Genomic DNA, 17,673 nt, shown 5'->3' on the forward strand with positions numbered 1-17,673 from the left:
GGAGGCCTGCTGATGCCCGGACGGTGCAGTACGGGTCGAATCTCAATACCCTTACCGTGTGGTTGATTCCCTCCTGCCGCAACGGGCGAAGGCCGTCGAGAAGTGGTTCGTGGAACGGATCGGGTGGATCGAGTCGGCGATCTTCGTGCTCGAACAACCCACCTCCACCGGTGCAACGGCCGGTGCTGCAGATGCCTGACAGCCGGCGGGTGGTGGTCGTCGGCAGCGGGCCCAACGGTCTGGCTGCGGCCGTCACTCTGGCCCGGGCCGGCCTGGAGGTCGAGGTTCTCGAGCGGAACGGCTGGGTCGGCGGCGGCACCGCCACCCGCGAGATCACCCTTCCCGGGTTCCGGCACGATCTGGCCGGCGCCGTCCACCCGATGGCACTGGCGAGCCCGTTCTTCCAGGCATTCGGGCTGACCGACCGGATCGAACTCGTCGTGCCCGAGGTCTCGTTCGGTCACCCGCTGCCCGACGGACGCACGGGCCGCGGCTACCGCGACCTCGACCGCACCGCCGCAGCGATCGGTGGACGCGACGGCGAGGCGTACCGCGACCTGCTGCGGCCGATCGTCGACCGGATCGACGCGGTCTCGCAGTTCGCGACCAGCCCGCTGATCGGTGTGCCGAAGCACCTGGCCGGACCCGCGATCTACGGCGCACGCTCGCTGGAGCTTGGAACTTACTTGTGGGGGTTGCGTTTTCGCGACGAAGTCGCCCCGGCGATGCTCATCGGGTGCAGCGCGCACACCATCGGTCAGCACCCACGCCTGGCGATGGCGGGGGCCGGCCTGATGCTGAGCGCAACTGCACATGCCGCCGGCTGGCCACTGCCCGTCGGCGGGTCGCAGGCGATCGCCGACGCCCTCGTCGCCGACCTGGAGCATCACGGCGGACGCGTCCGCACCGGTGTCGAAGTGACCGACCTGCGCGAGTTGGACGGGTACGACGGGGCGGTGCTGGACGTCGCGGTGCCCGGCTTGCTGCGCCTCGCCGGCGACCGGCTCCCCGCCGGGTATCGGCGTGCACTTAAGCGCTTCAAGCACGGCAACGGCGTCTCGAAGGTCGACATGGCGCTCGACGGTCCCATCCCCTGGACCGACCCGGTGCTGCGCGAGACGCCGACCATTCACCTCGGCGGCACCCGCGCACAGATCGCGGACGCCGAGCGTCAGGTCGCGCGCGGTCGCATCCCGGACCGGCCGTACATCCTGTTGGTACAACCGACCGTGGTCGACCCGTCGCGAGCACCGGCAGGCAAGCACGTGCTGTGGGCGTACGGGCACGTGCCGTACGCCAGCGACCATGACATCACCGAGAGGGCCACCGCGATGATCGAGGAGCATGCACCCGGTTTCCGCGACCTGATCCTGGCTTCGACGGCGACCAGGGCAACGGACTTCGAACGTGCGGTGAGCCCGAACTTCGCCGGGGGCGACTTCTCCTCCGGCGCGGTGACGATGACTCAGATGATCAAGCGCCCGGTGGCATCGCCGACCCCGTGGCGAACCCCGTTGGACGGCGTTTACATCGCTTCCGGTGCGACCTCGCCCGGTCCCAGCGTGCACGGCATGTCCGGCTGGTGGGCCGCGCGAACCCTGTTGGACGACACCAACATTCCGCTGCCCTCGCTCAGTGCGTGAGTTTGAGCTTGCCTCCACGGGCCGTCTTGTCGCTGTCCGGGTACGGCGCCCCTCGTCCGGGAATCTCATCGCTGAGGTTCTGCTTCGAAGGTCTCACATCTGTCGCCGGCAGGCGACTCGCCCCGGCGGTGGAATCGGACGGCGGTGCGTGGATCCCACAGAGGAACCCGAGCCGGGCTGCCCGCGTTGGAGCGGGCAGCCCGTACTCTGTGTAACGACCTGTCACCCCACCAGAAACGACGATGGACGACCAACCTCCGCATACCGGCCCCTTCCCCTCCTACCCGGTTGAGGCCCGCCGATGAGCATCGCGCTCTCGCTGCTGGCCGGAATCGTGGTCGTGCTGCTCATCACCGCAGTCACCGCATACTTCGTCGCGCAGGAATTCGCCTATATGGCGGTCGACCGTTCCAAGCTGGCTGCTCGGGCAGCCTCCGGGGACGAGGGCGCGCAGCGCACCCTGGAGATCACCAAGCGCACCTCGTTCATGCTTTCTGGCGCGCAGCTGGGCATCACCGTGACCGGACTGCTCGTGGGTTACGTCGCCGAGCCGCTGATCGGATCGGCCCTCGGCGAGGTGATGGAACGCGGCGGCCTCACGATGGGAATCTCGGTCGCGATCGGAAGCATCCTGGCGCTGCTGTTCTCCACCTTCGTCCAGATGCTCTTCGGTGAGCTCTACCCCAAGAACTACGCGATCGCGCGTGCCGACCAGATGTCCGGGCTGCTGTCGCGCTCGACGAAGATCTACCTGGCCGTGTTCGGCCCGATCATCTGGGTCTTCGACAAGGCGGCCGAACTCTTCCTGCGCATGCTGAACATCGAGCCGGTGCACGACGTCGAGCACTCGGCCACCGCGGTCGACCTGGAACACGTCGTCGAGGAGTCGCGCGAACGCGGCGAACTGTCGGCCGAACTGTCGAACGTGCTTGACCGCATCATCGACTTCCCGCGGCAGAACGTCGAGCACGCGATGATGCCGCGCTCGCGCGTCGACGTCGTCCGTGACACCGCCACCGTCGGCGAGGTGCGCGAACTGATGTCGACCGGGCACACCCGTTACCCCGTGCTCGACGACGAGGAGCACATCCTCGGTGTCGTGCACCTGGTCGACGTGTTGAACGTCGTCGACCTGGCGACCCCGGTGACCGACATCGCCAAGCCGCCGTTGGTGCTGTCGTCCCTGATGGACCTGCCCGACGCCCTCGAGCAGATGGACGCCGAGCGCCAGGTGCTCGCCTGCGTCGTGGACGAGTACGGCGGCTTCACCGGCATTCTCACCGTCGAGGATCTCGCCGAGGAGATCGTCGGCGAACTAACCGACGAGCACGACCCCGAGGACGAGTCCTACGAACCCAAACCGGACGACGGAATCTGGGTGATGGGCGGTGATGTCCACGTCGACGAGGTGGAGCGTTCCCTGCACATCGACCTGCCCGAGGGCGACTACGAGACCGTCGCCGGCCTGATCATCGATGCCTACGGTTCGCTGCCGGAGGAAGGCGTGATCGTCGACGTCGAACTACCGATCGACGCAGCCGATCTCGTGGCCGACGAGCCGACCGACCCGCACGTCCTGCGGGCCGAGGTGCTGGAGGTGGAGCACTACGTGCCCACCCGCGTGCGACTCACCCTTCCGGAGCCCGCGCTGGTCCGCGAGGAGCGCGAGGAGCGCGAGGAGCGCGAGGAGCGCGAGGAGCGCGAGGAGCAGGCGGACCGCGTCGAGCGGGCAGCCGCGAACGAGGAGGGACGGGCATGAGCACGACCACCGTCGTCCTTGCGACCATCGCGATCATCGTGTTGTCGGCGTTCTTCGTCGCGACGGAGTTCTCGCTCATGGCCGCGCGCAGGCACCGCCTCGAAGAACTCGCGTCCAACTCACGTGCGGCGCGCGCTGCGCTGCGCAACTCCAGCGAACTGACGCTGCTGTTGGCCGGGTCCCAGCTCGGCATCACCATGTGCACCCTGGCCCTCGGTGCGATCACCAAGCCTGCGGTGCACCACTGGTTGATGTCTCCGCTGGAGGCGGTCGGGCTCGGACCGACCTTCGCCGACGTGCTCGCGTTCGTCTTCGCGCTGATCATCGTCACCTTCCTGCACCTGGTGATCGGTGAGATGGCGCCGAAGTCCTGGGCCATCGCGCACCCGGAGATGTCGGCCACCGTGCTGGCCATCCCGATGCGCGCCTTCATGTGGCTGACCCGCCCGGTGCTGCGCCTGCTGAACGCGTCGGCCAACCGGTTGGTGCGCCGTAGTGGTGTCGAGCCGGTCGACGAGCTGACGATCGCCGGTGACCCGCAGGCTCTTCGCGCGCTGGTCGAACACTCCGCGAACGTCGGCGCGCTCGAACTCGGCTACCAGTCGTCCATCACCCAGGCCCTCGGCCTGGAGGATCTCACGGTCGGCAACCTGTTGCGCAAGGGCGCTCAGGTCACCTCGGTCGCCGGCTCCGCCACCGTGCGCGATGTTCAGGAGGCGACCCGTCGCAGCGGTCACCTGCGGGTGCTGCTCAAGGACGGCGACCACGTCCGTGGGTTCGTGCACGTGCGCGACACCCTCAGCGGGGTCGAGTTGGACGACTTCGCCGGGCCTCTCGCGCGTCCGGTGGTGGAGTTCCAGCGCACCACTCCGTTGCACCAGGCCATCGCGACCATGCGGGAGACCAGCACTCAACTGGCGGTCATCCGCAACGGCGAGAGGTTCGCCGGTGTGCTCACGTTGACCGACATCCTGCCGAGCTTGTTCCCGCGCGGGGTCGAGGCCCACGACTGACCCTTTGAATGCATGAACGGCCACCCGGCGACCTGTGCCTGGGTGGCCGTTCTGTCTCACCTTGGTTTCGGCGCATGCGAATTCGTTCCTCATTCGCATGGCTCAACCAGCGGTCAGGATTCGCCGGGCCAGGTTTCTACTCGCGGTAGATCGATCTGTTTGGCGTACTCAACCAGCGGTCAGGATTCGCCGGGTCAGGTTTCTACTCGCGGTAGATCGACTCGATCTGTTCGGCGTACTTCTGCTCGACGACGTGGCGCTTGATCTTCATCGTGGCGGTCAGTTCGCCGGTCTCCTCGGTGAAGTCGTCGGGTAGCACGACGAACTTGCGGATGCCTTCGGCCTTGGACACGGCGGCGCTCGCCTCATCGACGGCAACCTGGATCTCGGCGCGTAACTGGTCGTCGGAGGCGAGGTCGGGGCCGACCCGCTTGCCGTTCGCCGAGGCCCAGTCGGCGACGCCCTCGGGATCGAGCGCGATCAACGCCGACACGAACGGGCGTCCCTCGCCGACGAGCATCGCGTGACCGATCACCTCGTGCGAGCGCAGTTGCTCCTCCAACGGTCCGGGGGCGACGTTCTTGCCGCCGGCGGTGACGATGATCTCCTTGGCGCGTCCGGTGATCCGCAGATAACCGTCGGCGTCGAGTTCACCGAGATCGCCGGTCTTGAACCAGCCGTCGTGGAAAGCATCGCGGGTGGCGTCGGAGTTCTGCCAGTACTGCTCGAACACGACCGGACCGCGCAGTTCGATCTCACCGTTCTCGGCGATCCGGACCGCGTTGCCGGCGACCGGTCGACCGACGGTGCCGATGCGCTGCACGCCCGGACCGTTCACCGTGATCGCCGCGCAGGTCTCGGTCAGGCCGTAGCCCTCGTACGCGGGCACCCCGATGCCGCGGTAGAAGTGGGTGAGCGTCTCCCCCAGCGCGCCACCGCCGGTGATCGCGACCGAGCAGCGTCCGCCCATCGCTTCGCGCACCTTGGAGTAGACGAGCTTGTCGAACAACCGGTGCTCCGCGCGCAGCCGGACCGACGGTTTCGTGGCGTCGTCCAGACCCGAGTTGCCCTGGCACTTGCTCCACTCGATCGCGACCCGTTCGGCGCGACGGAAGATCTCGGCCTTGACCGGTCCGCCGGCGAGAGCCTTCGCGCGGACGCCGCCGTGCACCTTCTCCAGCACCCGCGGCACGCACAGGATCATCTCGGGCCTGAAGGAACCGAACTTGTCCACGATCGTCTTGAAATCGCCCCAGAACCCGATCGTGGCGCCACCCTCGTAGGCCGCGTAGGTCACGGCCCGCGCCAGCACGTGCGCGAGCGGCAGGAACATCAGGGTGCGGTTGCCGGACCCGGCAACCGACTCACCGATCGGGTGGGCGAGTACACCGCGCGCCTCGGCAAGCAGGTTGCGGTGGGTGATCACGCAACCCTTCGGGCGTCCGGTGGTGCCGGAGGTGTAGATGATCGAGGCGGGTGAGTCGAGGGTCAGACCGTCCAGGCGCGCCTCGATCGCGTCGTCGGGCACGTCCACCCCGCGCCGACGCAGGACGCCGGTGGCGCCGTCGTCGATGACCATGATTTCGGCATCAGCGAGGTCGGCCCCGGAGAGGTTGTCGCGCGCAATCGCGTCCTCCACCAACAGGATTCGTGCACCGGAGTCCTGGACGATCCACTCGACCTGCGACGGCGAGGACGACGGATAGATCGGCACGGTCGCGCCACCGACGGCCCACACGGACGCGTCGAGCAGGATCCACTCATATCGAGTGTTGGCCATCAGTGCGACGCGGTCGCCGGCACCGACGCCGGACGCGAGGAGTCCCTTGGCCGTCGCCTTCACCTCGGCCAGGAAGCGTTCGGCGGTGACCGGCAGCCACTGCCCGTTCTCGAACCGCTCGAAGCTGGTGTGCTGCGGACGCTCGGCAGCACGACGCCACGGGAGGCGGGCGAGAATCCCGTCCTCGTCGAGGGTGAAGTCCTGCTCCACCGCGAACTCACGGACGGACGTACTGCTGCTCACTCGGGATCCCCCTGATCGGTTTGGAAACGGCCGAATCAGGTTAGCCGCCACACGGATGGGACCTACGTCGCGGCCGAACCGGGCGGTCAGAGACGTTCTCCAGCACCAGCGCCAGTCCCTGACCCACTCCGATGCAGATCGCAGCTACACCCCACCGCCGGCCCGACGCTTGCAGCGCCCGGGCCAGGGTGCCGACCACGCGACCGCCGGACGCGCCAAGTGGGTGACCGATCGCGATCGCGCCTCCGTGGGCGTTCACGATCTCGGGGTCGATGTCCCAGGCATCGACGCAGGCGAGAGACTGGGCGGCGAACGCCTCGTTCAACTCCACCAGGGACACGTCCGACCAGTCGATGCCGGCCTTCGCGAGCGCGCGGTTTGCAGCTTCCACCGGCGCGAACCCGAAGAACCGCGGCTCGTTTGCTGCCGCGCCACGGCCGGCGATCCGCGCGAGCGGCTGCAGACCGGTCAGGTCGGCAGCGGCCTCGGACCCCACCAGCACCGCGCTCGCACCGTCGTTCAGCGGCGAGGCGTTACCCGCGGTGACCGTGCCGTTCTCCTTGCGGAACGAGGTCTTCAGGCCGGCCAGCTTCTCGACGGTGGTGTCGGGACGGATGGATTCGTCACGGGTCAGCTCGACCTCGGGAACGGCAACGACCTGGTTGTCGAAGAAGCCGTCACCCCAGGCTTGGTTCGCCAAACGGTGTGAGCGAGCGGCGAATTCGTCCTGTCGGTCACGGGTGACGCCGTGCTTCTCACGCAATTGCTCGGTCGCCTCACCCAGGGACACCGTCCACTCCGGTCGCATCCTCTTGTTGACCAGACGCCACCCCAGGGTGGTCGAGACCAGGTCCATGTTTCCGGCTTGGAAGGGCTTCTCCGGCTTCGGCATCACCAGCGGTGCGCGGCTCATCGACTCGACGCCGCCGGCGATCACGACGTCCGCATCGCCGACCTCGATCGCACGGGAGGCGAGCATCACCGCGTCCAGGCTCGAGCCACACAGCCGGTTGACCGCGGCGGCGGGAATCCCCACCGGTAGGCCCGCGAGCAACCCGGCCATACGCGCCACGTTGCGGTTCTCCTCGCCCGCACCGTTGGCGTTGCCGAGAAGGATCTCGTCGATGCGTTCGGGGTCCAATGCCGTTGCGCGCCGCGCTTGTTCACCGACGACCAGTGCGGCGAGGTCGTCCGGGCGCGTGCCGGCGAGCGCACCGCCGTAACGACCGAAGGGGGTACGAACGGCGTCGTAGACGAATGATGCGCCCATGGAGTGCTCCTTGTCGCGGCAACGATCACATCGACGGATGGTGATGACTCTAGAAGCACCGAGACCTGCGACGATCGCCGGTATAAGTTCCACGAGCGCCGAACTGGTCGAACGAACGCTGGCCCGCATCGCCGAGGTGAACCCACAGATCGCAGCGGTGTGCACGGTGGCCGACGACGCTTCGACCCAGGCACGGGCACGTGACGCCGAAGCACCCCGCGGACCGTTGCACGGCGTCCCGGTCCTGGTGAAGGACAACATCGACACGGCCGACCTGCCGACCACTGCCGGCTCCCTCGCGCTCGCCGAACTGCCGAACCCTGCGCGGGACGCGGCTCTGGTCACCCGTCTGCGTGATGCCGGAATGGTGATCGTCGGTAAGAGCAACCTGAGTGAGTGGGCGAACATCCGCGACGAGAACTCGATCAGTGGGTGGAGCGGATATGGCGGGCTCACCCGCAACCCGTACGCGCTCAACCGCTCCGCCGGTGGGTCGAGTTCGGGCAGCGGTGCCGCGGTGGGTGCGGGCATCACGGACTTCGCGATCGGCACCGAGACGGACGGCTCGATCACCTGCCCGGCGGCGTTCAACGGGTGCGTCGGGCTCAAGCCGACAGTCGGTCTGGTGCCGACGACCGGGGTCATACCGGTGTCGGTCTCTCAGGACTCACCCGGTCCGATGACCACGACCGTCGCACAGTCGGCCGTTTTGCTCTCGGTACTGACCGCTGACGACTACGCCATCCCCGAGCCCGACGACAAACCGTTGTGCGGCAGGCGGATCGGCGTCCCGCGCAAGACCTACTGGGGTTACAGCGCCCACGCGGACGCGCCCGCGGAGCGCGCCCTCGAACTGCTCTCCCGGGCCGGCGCGACGATCATCGACCACGCCGATCTCGCGCCCGAGTACAGCTGGCCGGACGAGGAGATCGTGCTGCTCGCCGAACTCCGGGTGCACCTCACCGACTACCTGGCGACCCGCGGCGGCCAGGGCCCGCGTGACCTCGCCGATGTCGTGGAGTTCAACCGGGTCAACGCTGATCGCGAGCTGCGGTACTTCGGCCAGTCGCTGTTCGAGAAGGCTCTCGAGGGTCCCGACATCGAGTCACCGCAGTACGAGCAAGCGCTTGCCCGGTGCCGACGTGCGGGACGCGAGGACGGGATCGACGCGGTGCTGCGCGAGCACGATCTGGACGCGTTGGTCTCCCCCGCCTACCCGCCGGCGTTCCTGATCGACCATGTCAACCACGAGCACGTCTCGGGTTCGTGCACCGCACCGTCCGCTCAGGCCGGCTACCCGCTGCTCACCGTTGCGTCCGAACTGGCGGTCGGCCTGCCGGTGGCGGTCACGTTCTGGGGCACGGCACACAGCGAGCAGACCCTGCTGGAGATCGGGCACGCCTACGAAGCGGCGCGCGACGCGTCCACCGGCCGGCTGCCCGGGCCGACCTTCGTCCCGTACGTCTGAGCACCATGACACGACGTAGGATTCTCGGGTCAGCCCCGCACCACACTCAGAGGATGTAGCCGCAGTGAAGGACAAGACCGGACTCAGTATCGGCTACAGGTTGCTGTGGCGGCTGGAGTACGCCGGCCTCACCGTCTTCGGCCCTGCGCAGGTGTCCACCCAGGGTGATCCGAAGTCGCGGCTGCGGCTGGAGCGGGCCCAGAAGGTCAAGGCGGCTCACGAGAAGCGCGGAACCGAGGCACCTGCGGAAGTGCTCGCGATGATCGCCCGCGACGGTGGACTGCCGCCGTTCCGCGAGCGGCACGCCAAGCGCTGAGGCAGCGCCACCCCACGGGGTGATTTAGTGCCGCATCAGTGCAGCATCGGACATTTGTCCGCGAAAACTCCATACGGTAAGCCTGCCCAACGACCGGGCGAAGACCCGAGTCCTCATCGATCTCCCAGGAGGTGCTCAGCCGTGAAGGTTGCATTCCTGACAGCCACCGAAGGCGTCGAAGCCGTCGAATTGACCGACCCGTGGGAAGCCCTGCGCAATGCAGGTCACGACACCGAACTGATCAGCACCGAGTCCGGCACCGTTCAGTTGTTCAATCACCTCGACAAGACCGAGACACAGAAGGTCGACAAGGTGGTAAGGGACGTGAGTGTCGACGACTACGACGCGCTCGTCCTGCCCGGTGGAGTGGCCAACCCGGACGAACTACGCACGAACGATGGCGCGGTGCAGTTCGTCAAGGATTTCGTGGCGAGCGGCAAGCCGGTCGCAGCGATCTGTCACGCACCTTGGACATTGGTTGAGGCAAACGTGGTCAAGGGGAGGACACTGACCTCGTGGCCGAGTCTGAAGACGGACATCGAGAACGCCGGTGGCACCTGGGTCGACCAGGACGTCATGGTCGACGGCAATCTCATCACCAGCCGCAACCCCAACGACCTGCCGGCGTTCCAGCACGCCGTACTCTCCGCCCTGAACTGATCGCTCACGTCGTTGCCGGATCGACCGCTGGGTCGGTCCGGCAACTGATGTCCCGAAGGAAACCCAGTGATCGCCCCCGCTGACGTGCCCCGTTCCTCCCCCCACGAGCCCGCCGTTCCACCCGACGGTCACCCGTTGCGCCTTGCATTGGTCAACGACTACGAACTCGTCGTCGCCGGTCTGGCGGCGGTGCTCGCGCCGTACGGCGATCGCGTGCAGGTCGTGGAGTTCGATGTGGACGACGACGAGTCGCAACCGGTCGACATCGCGGTGTACGACACGTTCGCCGCACCCCGGGGCGGTTCCGCAGAGGTCGGGCATCTGCTGGACAGTGCCAAGGTGGGAAAGGTCGTTGCCTACTCCTTCACAGAGGATGAGTCCGCAGTGCGCGACACACTCGCGATCGGCGTGCACGGGTACATCTCCAAGGCCGTCCCGACCGCTCGGTTGGTGGACGCGCTCGAGAAGATCGCGGCCGGGGAGCACGCGGTCGTGCTTTCGGACGCGGTCGACCCGCTGCCGGAAACCGAATGGCCCGGCAAGGACATCGACCTGACCGAACGCGAGGGCGAGGTGATCGGGCTCATCGCACAGGGCTACTCCAACGAAGAGATCGCCCGGCTGTGCTACTTGTCGATCAACACCGTGAAGACCTACATCCGCTCGGCCTACCGCAAGGCGGGCGTCAACACGCGCGCTCAGGCCGTCGCCTGGGCGCTGCGTCACGGATTCCGTCCGGAACGCATGCCGTCACTCTGACGTTGCTCCACATGGTGGCCGTGAACATACGACCATTCACGCGCTTATCTACGATGGTTCCTCGAAGCGATTCGGCATAGGTACGGCGCCGCACGCGAACACACCCCCAGGAGCAGAGCCTTGTCGAAGACCGACACCACGAAGACCGGCCGCGAGCGCCTCGCCGAGGAGCGGGCACGTCAGGCACGCGGTGAACGCAACCGCAAGATCGGCATCATCCTGGCGGTGGTCGTGGCTTTGGCCCTCGTCGCTGGTGGGGGTTTCGCACTGGTTCAGTCGCAGAGCGGTGACGACACCAAACCCACCGACTCGCTCGCCGGGTCGAAGGTCATCAACTCACCCGTCAAGGGCGTGCGCCAGTGGACCGACCTGAGTCGTGACCACACCAACGCCGAGCAGAAGTACCTGATGAACCCCCCGGTCGGTGGCGCCCACCACCCGGCGTGGTCCACCTGCGGCATCTACGACAAGGAGATCCCGAACAACCACACCGTGCACTCGCTCGAGCACGGGGCGGTCTGGATCACCACGAACGACAAAGTGTCCGCGGGCGACATCGCGACGCTGAAGAAGGTCGCGAGCCAGGACTACATGATCATGTCCAAGGTGCCCTCGCAGAGCTCCCCGATCGTGTTGTCGGCCTGGGGTCTGCAGCTGCGCGTGGACAAGGCGTCCGACCCGCGTATCCAGCAGTTCGTGAAGGCCTACCTGCAGGGTCCGCAGACCCCTGAGCCCGGTGCTGCCTGCTCGGGTGCGTACGACCCGGCCACCGGCAAGACCGGCGGACAGATGTGACCGAGCGCGACGCGCTCAACCACCACGTCGAAGCCGACGAGGAAGTCGAGCAACAGCGCCGCGCACTGAGTTGGAACGAGGCGAAGAAGCCATTCCTGCTCTCGGTGGCAGCGGCGACCGCGATCGTGCTGGCGGTGCTGGCCGGGTACTGGCTGGGTCAGCCGAAGTACCCGTCCGACGACAGCGTCGACGCCGGATTCGCCCGCGACATGAGTTCGCACCACGCTCAGGCGGTGAACATGTCGATGGTGGTGCGCGCCAAGGACGTCGCGAACGACGTCAAGACACTCGCCTACGACATCGCCACCACCCAGGAGAACCAGCGCGGACAGATGATGAGCTGGCTGCAGCAGTGGGATCTACCGCTCGCCGTCAGTGGCGAGCGCATGGCCTGGATGAAGAAGACAGGTCACAACCACGCCGGTCTGCCGCAGGGTCAGATGCTGCTGCCTGACGGACGGATGCCGGGCATGGCCTCCACCGCCCAGCTGCGTCAGTTGGAGAACTCGGACGGCAAGGCCGCGGAGATCCTCTTCCTGCAGTTGATGATCGTGCATCACCGTGCCGGCGTCGACATGGCCAAGGCGGCGCAATCGTCCGGCGACCAACCGCGCGTGGTGCGTCTGGCACGGTCGATGGTCGAAGGACAGTCGGGCGAGATCAACCTGATGACGGACATGCTCAAGAAGCGCGGGGCGACCCCCTGGCCGGCTGCGTCCTGACCTGTCAGAGCCCGCTGAGCGTCTCGCCGTCGAAGCGCACGAGCCCGAGGCGGTCGAACTCCCGCAGCCATCCCTCCATCGGCCACCGACCCCAGGTGGAGTGGAAGATGCGTGCATTGCGGACGATGTCGTCCAGGTGATGCACCGGCGGCATCCGGTTTTCGTGGAACTGGTGATACGCCCGTGCGCCGCCGACCCAGACCAGGGACGCGCCCGCCGCCTGCAACCGCAGTGCGAAGTCGGTGTCCTCACCGCCGTAACCGACGTATCGCTCGTCGAAGCCGCCGATCGCCGTCCACGAGTCGGCGCTGAGCGCGAAAGACAGCGACCAGAACAACCGGACGTCGTCCGCCTCCCGCGACTGCGCCGGTTCGAGCACCGGACGGGCCGGGTGCGGTTTTGCCAGGCGGTCGAGTTCGCCTGCGGGATAGGGGCGTTCGTGCTCCGGCAGGTAGGCGACGTCACCGGCGAGGACGGACGGCTCTGTCGCCTCTTCCATCGCCGAGGCATAGGTACCGATCAGGCCGGGCGACGGAACGCAGTCGACGTCCAGGAAGACCAGCGCGGTCGCACCACGGGAGATGGCGGTCTGCGCGGCACGATTGCGGGCCGCTGCCAGCGGGAGCGCTCCATCGACCGTGGGTAGGTGTTCGACGATCGCACCGGGCCAGGCGTCCTGAGCCAAGTCTTCGATGTCCGGATCACTCATCGCAACGACGATCACCATGTCGGGCGCCCGGTCCGAGCGCCGGCAACCCGCCAGCAGGCCACGCAGGTGATCGTGGCGGCCATGCGCGATCGTCAGCACGGCAACTGTCATGGAAGGTTCACGATCGGTCCGCCAAAGCCTCGACGGCGGCCGCGAAGTCCTGTGCACCGTGGCCGGTGCTCCAGCGTGACCAAGCGTCCCCGCCTTGCGTGCGAGCCTGTCGGAGCAGGGCCGGCCATTCCCCGGACGAGGGCCAGTCGTCGACTGCAGGCACGATCCCCAGGCGACGCAACGCACCGACGGTCGCGAGTTGTTCGTCGTGCGGACGCTCGGTGGCGACCACGACGGCGGGTTTGCGTGCTGCCGCCACCTCGGCCACGGCGTTCTGCCCGGCGAACGTGACCACGACGTCCGCCTCGGCGAGTTCTCGCCACAGATCCTCGCTCGCCGGCCAGTCCCCTCCGCGAGCGACCCAGTCCCAACCTGTTGCCGCAGCAGCTTGCTGGATGTCGTTGTCGGTCAGCGAGATTCCCCCGCCACCGCAGACGACGAGCACTCGCCCGGACTGCACTTCGACATCCGGCGACCGCTCCCCGTCGAAGCGGGAAACCCCGCCGACGTTGACGATGCGGTCGGCGATCGAGGGGCTCACCTCATGAGCACCCGCCGGCCAGAGCCCGATGAGCAGGTCGGCCAGGTCATAGGCCATCACGTGGGGGCGGTCCGACCGGACGCCGGGCATCACGATCGTCGCGGTCGGCACACCGAGCAGCCGCGACAGTGCAGTCACCTCGGCCGACACGTCCACGACCATTGCGCCGGGACGTTCGGCATCGATCCAGGCCGCGATCTGTCCCATCCGCTCCTGGTAGCCCTCGACGGTGAGCGGCGCCCAGTGCAGCGCGCCGCGAACAGTCGGATCAGGGTCCGGATCGGGACCAACGTCGTGCGCCAGCTCCACCCAATCCCCCTGCCACCCGGGCGGGGCCGGCAGACAGGAGAAAGCAGTCACAGGTTGCGTCAGGTGCGCAGCGACTGTAAGCAGGCGCTGCAGATGTCCGCTCCCGTGATGGTGCACGTACCAACCGATCACGCTCGTTCGACCATCCGTTCGTAGACGCCGATGTACTCCAGACCACCGGGGAACGGCTGTCGCGCGGCGGCGATCACGGCGACACGCATCTCAGTTCCCCAGGGCCGCGCTGTAGATCTTCACGTGCGCGTCCGCCAATCGGTCGCGCTGCAGGCGTCGCTCGGCCGAGGTCATCATCGGGTGGTTGCCGCGGCTGTCGTAGGCCGAGCGCAGCGCGGACTGCACGCTGTGCACGTCGAGCCCGAACTCGTCCCAGCGGTAGACGAAGCAGTCGAGTTGATCGGCGTAGTACCCGCAGTCGGGAGCGAGCACGCCGGTACCCAGATCGTGGCAACCTTCCGCCCACCCCGAATGCGTGCCATGCCGGTAGGGCAGCACCGACAGGTCGAGGGAGCGCAGGTAGTCGCGCAGTTCGTCGTGGGTGAAGTAGTCGTGCACCTGCAGGTCGAGCAGCCCGTCGGCGTGGGCCCGCCGCAGGTAGGTCGCCAGATCGTCGTCGTACCGGTCGTACCCCGGCGTCATGATGTCGGTGTGCGCATCGACCCGCAGCTGCGCTCCGGGCAGTTCGGGCAGCGTCTGCACGATCGCGCGGATCACCGGTTCGGGCTCCATGCACGCCCGCAGGCTCTTGCAATGGACGCCGACGAGGAACTCGTCCTTGCCGGGTCGGACGCGTCCGACCTCGTCGAGCTCGAAGACGTGCGGATGGTGCAGCACGTGGGCCTTACGACCCCAGCGATGCTCGATCTCCCTGGCAGCGCCCGGCGTGAGCGTGATGAGCTCGCTCGCCGCAGGGACGAGCACGTCGAGCTGGGCGTCGTGCAGCTCGGTGGTTTCGTGATGGGGATTGCGCAGGTCGTGCACGGTGAACACCAGCGGCCGCCCGGCCGTTTCCAAGGCATCGGCCAGCTTCTGGAGATCCTCGGGGCTGCGCGCATCGAAGCCGAAGTGAATGTGCATCAGGTCGAAGTCACCGCTGTGCGCGGCGACCCACTCGGGATCAAGCATCACCGGTGGCCACCAGCGACCCGGTTCCTCGGACGGCGGATCCGGCAGACGGACGACTCCGTCATCGTGCCCGGACGGGGCGAGGTGACGGATGTAGACGTGATCGGCCGGCACGGAGGCAACCCGCATCGGCCCGCGCGCGGCAGGCTCCACCCTCGTGACATTAGCCGCGCGTCAAGACCGCCAGGCACACCCGGTTGGGTGCCCGGTCTCGTGCGGCCCTGCTGCCTGCGTCGTCAGCGCTCCGTCTGATCACGCCCGGGCTCGAGGTTCCTGGAAGCGGCCTTCGAGCCGAGTGTGGTCAGCCGTGTCAGCACACGCCGCGCCCTCGGGGAGAGCATCGGCTCGACCCGGTGTCCGGGAAGCACCTCGGTGCGCCCGCTCGGTGCGTCCGGCAGAGCGCGTCCGACGACGCCGAGCAGACGCTGCGTCAGCCCCGGAGCGAGCCCGTGGACGCGCGTACCGACCTGGGCAAGCGGGGTGAACGTGACGAACGGGCGTCCGCGCAGCAGGCTGTCGACGATCTTGCGTGCCGCGCGGTCGGCGTCGATCGCGAGCAGCGGTGCCGATGCCCCGGCCGCGAACCAGGCGTACTCCTTGGCGTGGTCACCCTTGAACTCCGCAGCCAGGTGCGAACCGACCCGCATCAGCCCGGGGGCGACGCTGGTGACCGTGACTCCCGTGCCGGAGAGTTCGGCACCGAGTCCCTGGGAGAAACCGAAGGCACCGAATTTCGCTGTGCTGTACGGCAACAGATGCGGCGCGCTGACCTGGCCGCCGACCGAGGACACCACACCGAGTCGTCCGTGGCCGCGTCCGGCCATGCGATGGGCGAGCGGCATGCAGAGATTGACCGGCCCCCAGAGCATCGTGTCGATCGCGTCCTCGAACTGCTCGCGCTCCCACTCCTGCCAGGGACCGACTTGGATGATGCCCGCGACATGCAGCGCGACCTCGATCGGCCCGACGGTGCGTTCGACCTCGTCGATCAGATCGTCCACCGCATCACCGTCACGCGCATCACAGGCTCGGGCGTGCAAATGCTCGCGCGAAAGGCCTTGTGCGGCAAGGTGATCGGAGGCCTGCTCGCAACTCTCCAGCGAGCGCGACGCGAGCACGACGTCGTACCCGCGCCTGGCAAGTTCGCCCGCGCACAGCAAGCCAAGACCGCGGGAGGCGCCGAGGACGAGCGCGACCGGCCCCGGCGCCTGCCCGATCACGGCGTCAGCACCACCTTCAGGCACTCATCCTCCTTGTCACGGAAGACGCGGTACATCTCCGGAGCCTCGTCGAGCGAAACGCGGTGCGTGGCAAGCGTTTCCAGACCGAGGACGTCGTCGTCCTGTTCGACCAGGTCGTACAGCTGGTCGGTCCACTGCTTGACGTGGCACTGCCCCATCCGCAGAGCGATGCCCTTGTCGAACATGTCCATCATCGGCATCGGGTCGACCGCGCCGCCGTAGACGCCGCTGATCGAAACCGTGCCGCCGCGTCGGACGGCGTCGATCGCACCGTGCAGCGCGGCGAGCCGGTCGATGCCCAAGTTCTCGATCATCGGTTTCCCGACCGGCTTCGGCAGACGCGCTGTTGCCTTGATGACGGCCTCCGAGACGGGGTTGCCGTGTGCCTCCATGCCGACTGCGTCCAGCGTGCCGTCCGCGCCGCGTCCGTCGGTGAGGTCACGCACCGCGTCCCCGACGTTCTTCACCTCGTCCAGGTCGATGACCTGGGCACCGGCCGCCGCGGCGACGGCCAGACGGTCTGCCACCCGGTCCACGGCGATGATGTTCTCGATGCCCATCCGGCGGGCCGAGCGCACCGCGAGCTGACCGACCGGACCAAGACCGAAGACGCACAGCGAACCGCCCTCGGGGACCTCGGCCCACTGCACTCCCTGCCAGGCCGTCGGCAGGATGTCGGAGAGGTACAGGTAACGCTCGTCCGGGTGGTCACCGGTGATCTTGATCGGCCCGAAGTCGGCATGCGGTACGCGCACCCGCTCGGCCTGGCCGCCGGGCACCTGGCCGTAGAGGCTTGTGAAGCCGAACAAGCTTGCGCCCTTGCCCTGATGGGTGTTCTGCGTGGTTTCGCACTGAGCGAAGAACCCACGCTCGCACATCCAGCACTTGCCGCAGGAGATGTTGAACGGCACCACGACCCGGTCGCCGACCTGCAGGTTGGTGACCGCGGACCCGACCTCCTCGACGATGCCCATGAATTCGTGGCCGAGTACGTCGCCGGGGGTGAGGAACGCCGCCAGGACGCCGTACAGGTGCAGGTCGGAGCCGCAGATCGCCGTCGAAGTGACGCGCACGATCGCGTCCGTGGGGTCCTGCAACACCGGGTCGGGGACCTCCTTGATCTGCACGTCGTTGATGCCTTGCCAGGTCAATGCCTTCATCGAGTTTCCTTCGGTGGAATTCGGATTTGGGGGG

17 protein-coding genes and 1 riboswitch are annotated in these 17,673 nt (G+C 67.6%); of the genes, 10 read left to right on the forward strand and 7 right to left on the reverse strand.

The window, feature by feature from the left end; genetic code table 11:
- The first annotated feature begins 58 nt into the window (after positions 1–58).
- The 4 genes from FB459_RS17015 to FB459_RS00900 all read left to right on the forward strand — a co-directional run bounded on the left by FB459_RS17015 (position 59) and on the right by FB459_RS00900 (position 4,415).
- Positions 59–199: a hypothetical protein gene (locus FB459_RS17015; RefSeq protein ID WP_170221631.1), complete on the forward strand. Its 141-nt coding sequence runs from the start codon at positions 59–61 to the stop codon at positions 197–199.
- The gene (locus FB459_RS00890; protein ID WP_141927128.1) at positions 192–1,643 is read left to right on the forward strand and encodes a phytoene desaturase family protein; all 1,452 of its coding nucleotides are present in this window, start codon (positions 192–194) and stop codon (positions 1,641–1,643) included. The genes FB459_RS17015 and FB459_RS00890 overlap by 8 nt, the downstream gene beginning before the upstream one ends.
- 15 nt (positions 1,644–1,658) lie before the next feature.
- Positions 1,659–1,726: riboswitch (guanidine-III (ykkC-III) riboswitch) on the reverse strand.
- A 218-nt stretch (positions 1,727–1,944) separates the two neighbouring features.
- The gene (locus FB459_RS00895; RefSeq protein ID WP_141927129.1) at positions 1,945–3,402 is read left to right on the forward strand and encodes a hemolysin family protein; all 1,458 of its coding nucleotides are present in this window, start codon (positions 1,945–1,947) and stop codon (positions 3,400–3,402) included.
- Entirely contained in the window at positions 3,399–4,415 is a 1,017-nt protein-coding gene (locus tag FB459_RS00900) for a CNNM domain-containing protein (protein WP_141927130.1), read from the forward strand. The genes FB459_RS00895 and FB459_RS00900 overlap by 4 nt, the downstream gene beginning before the upstream one ends.
- A 202-nt stretch (positions 4,416–4,617) precedes the next feature.
- On the opposite strand, the gene FB459_RS00905 is transcribed toward FB459_RS00900, so the two are convergent.
- Positions 4,618–6,438 carry an AMP-dependent synthetase/ligase gene (locus FB459_RS00905; protein WP_141927131.1) on the reverse strand — a complete coding sequence of 607 codons (1,821 nt, stop codon included), beginning with the start codon at positions 6,436–6,438 and terminating at the stop codon, positions 4,618–4,620.
- A gap of 40 nt (positions 6,439–6,478) precedes the next feature.
- Positions 6,479–7,708 carry a thiolase family protein gene (locus tag FB459_RS00910; protein WP_141927132.1) on the reverse strand — a complete coding sequence of 410 codons (1,230 nt, stop codon included), beginning with the start codon at positions 7,706–7,708 and terminating at the stop codon, positions 6,479–6,481.
- A gap of 43 nt (positions 7,709–7,751) precedes the next feature.
- On the opposite strand from FB459_RS00910, the gene FB459_RS00915 reads away from it, so the two are divergent.
- The 6 genes from FB459_RS00915 to FB459_RS00940 all read left to right on the forward strand — a co-directional run bounded on the left by FB459_RS00915 (position 7,752) and on the right by FB459_RS00940 (position 12,428).
- Positions 7,752–9,176, forward strand: a complete 1,425-nt coding sequence (locus FB459_RS00915) for an amidase family protein (RefSeq protein WP_141927133.1) — start codon at positions 7,752–7,754, stop codon at positions 9,174–9,176.
- A gap of 64 nt (positions 9,177–9,240) precedes the next feature.
- The gene (locus FB459_RS00920; RefSeq protein WP_141927134.1) at positions 9,241–9,492 is read left to right on the forward strand and encodes a hypothetical protein; all 252 of its coding nucleotides are present in this window, start codon (positions 9,241–9,243) and stop codon (positions 9,490–9,492) included.
- A gap of 141 nt (positions 9,493–9,633) precedes the next feature.
- The gene (locus FB459_RS00925) at positions 9,634–10,152 is read left to right on the forward strand and encodes a type 1 glutamine amidotransferase domain-containing protein (RefSeq protein ID WP_129625390.1); all 519 of its coding nucleotides are present in this window, start codon (positions 9,634–9,636) and stop codon (positions 10,150–10,152) included.
- 66 nt (positions 10,153–10,218) lie between these two features.
- Complete coding sequence (locus FB459_RS00930; RefSeq protein ID WP_246092257.1) at positions 10,219–10,911, forward strand: response regulator transcription factor; 693 nt, start codon at positions 10,219–10,221, stop codon at positions 10,909–10,911.
- A gap of 120 nt (positions 10,912–11,031) precedes the next feature.
- Positions 11,032–11,706 (forward strand): thioredoxin-like domain-containing protein, encoded by a 675-nt coding sequence (locus tag FB459_RS00935; protein WP_141927135.1) that lies wholly within the window; start codon positions 11,032–11,034, stop codon positions 11,704–11,706.
- Complete coding sequence (locus FB459_RS00940) at positions 11,703–12,428, forward strand: DUF305 domain-containing protein (RefSeq protein WP_211345106.1); 726 nt, start codon at positions 11,703–11,705, stop codon at positions 12,426–12,428. The genes FB459_RS00935 and FB459_RS00940 overlap by 4 nt, the downstream gene beginning before the upstream one ends.
- Positions 12,429–12,432: 4 nt before the next feature.
- Here FB459_RS00940 and FB459_RS00945 read toward each other — a convergent pair whose 3' ends face one another.
- The 5 genes from FB459_RS00945 to FB459_RS00965 all read right to left on the reverse strand — a co-directional run bounded on the left by FB459_RS00945 (position 12,433) and on the right by FB459_RS00965 (position 17,639).
- A complete protein-coding gene (locus tag FB459_RS00945) occupies positions 12,433–13,248 on the reverse strand; it encodes a glycosyltransferase family 2 protein (RefSeq protein ID WP_141927136.1) in 816 nt (271 codons plus the stop codon).
- 7 nt (positions 13,249–13,255) lie between these two features.
- Positions 13,256–14,098, reverse strand: coding sequence for a hypothetical protein (locus FB459_RS00950; RefSeq protein WP_239700724.1), 843 nt, complete (start codon positions 14,096–14,098; stop codon positions 13,256–13,258).
- A 222-nt stretch (positions 14,099–14,320) separates the two neighbouring features.
- Complete coding sequence (locus tag FB459_RS00955) at positions 14,321–15,391, reverse strand: glycosyltransferase family protein (protein WP_239700721.1); 1,071 nt, start codon at positions 15,389–15,391, stop codon at positions 14,321–14,323.
- Positions 15,392–15,474: 83 nt separating this feature from the next.
- Complete coding sequence (locus tag FB459_RS00960; RefSeq protein ID WP_246092258.1) at positions 15,475–16,482, reverse strand: SDR family NAD(P)-dependent oxidoreductase; 1,008 nt, start codon at positions 16,480–16,482, stop codon at positions 15,475–15,477.
- A complete protein-coding gene (locus FB459_RS00965; protein WP_129625386.1) occupies positions 16,455–17,639 on the reverse strand; it encodes a zinc-dependent alcohol dehydrogenase in 1,185 nt (394 codons plus the stop codon). Before FB459_RS00965 ends, FB459_RS00960 begins: the two co-directional genes overlap by 28 nt.
- Positions 17,640–17,673: the final 34 nt, after the last annotated feature.

Source organism: Yimella lutea (genome assembly GCF_006715095.1).
In the GTDB taxonomy this organism is placed as follows: domain Bacteria; phylum Actinomycetota; class Actinomycetes; order Actinomycetales; family Dermatophilaceae; genus Yimella; species Yimella lutea.

What these genes read in the sequence shown, in the direction of transcription:
- FB459_RS00890 (WP_141927128.1), top strand. Translation starts at nt 192, where the DNA reads ATGCCTGACAGCCGGCGGGTGGTGGTCGTCGGCAGCGGGCCCAACGGT.
- FB459_RS00895 (WP_141927129.1), top strand. Translation starts at nt 1,945, where the DNA reads ATGAGCATCGCGCTCTCGCTGCTGGCCGGAATCGTGGTCGTGCTGCTC.
- FB459_RS00900 (WP_141927130.1), top strand. Translation starts at nt 3,399, where the DNA reads ATGAGCACGACCACCGTCGTCCTTGCGACCATCGCGATCATCGTGTTG.
- FB459_RS00910 (WP_141927132.1), bottom strand. Translation starts at nt 7,708, where the DNA reads ATGGGCGCATCATTCGTCTACGACGCCGTTCGTACCCCCTTCGGTCGT.
- FB459_RS00915 (WP_141927133.1), top strand. Translation starts at nt 7,752, where the DNA reads ATGACTCTAGAAGCACCGAGACCTGCGACGATCGCCGGTATAAGTTCC.
- FB459_RS00945 (WP_141927136.1), bottom strand. Translation starts at nt 13,248, where the DNA reads ATGACAGTTGCCGTGCTGACGATCGCGCATGGCCGCCACGATCACCTG.
- FB459_RS00965 (WP_129625386.1), bottom strand. Translation starts at nt 17,639, where the DNA reads ATGAAGGCATTGACCTGGCAAGGCATCAACGACGTGCAGATCAAGGAG.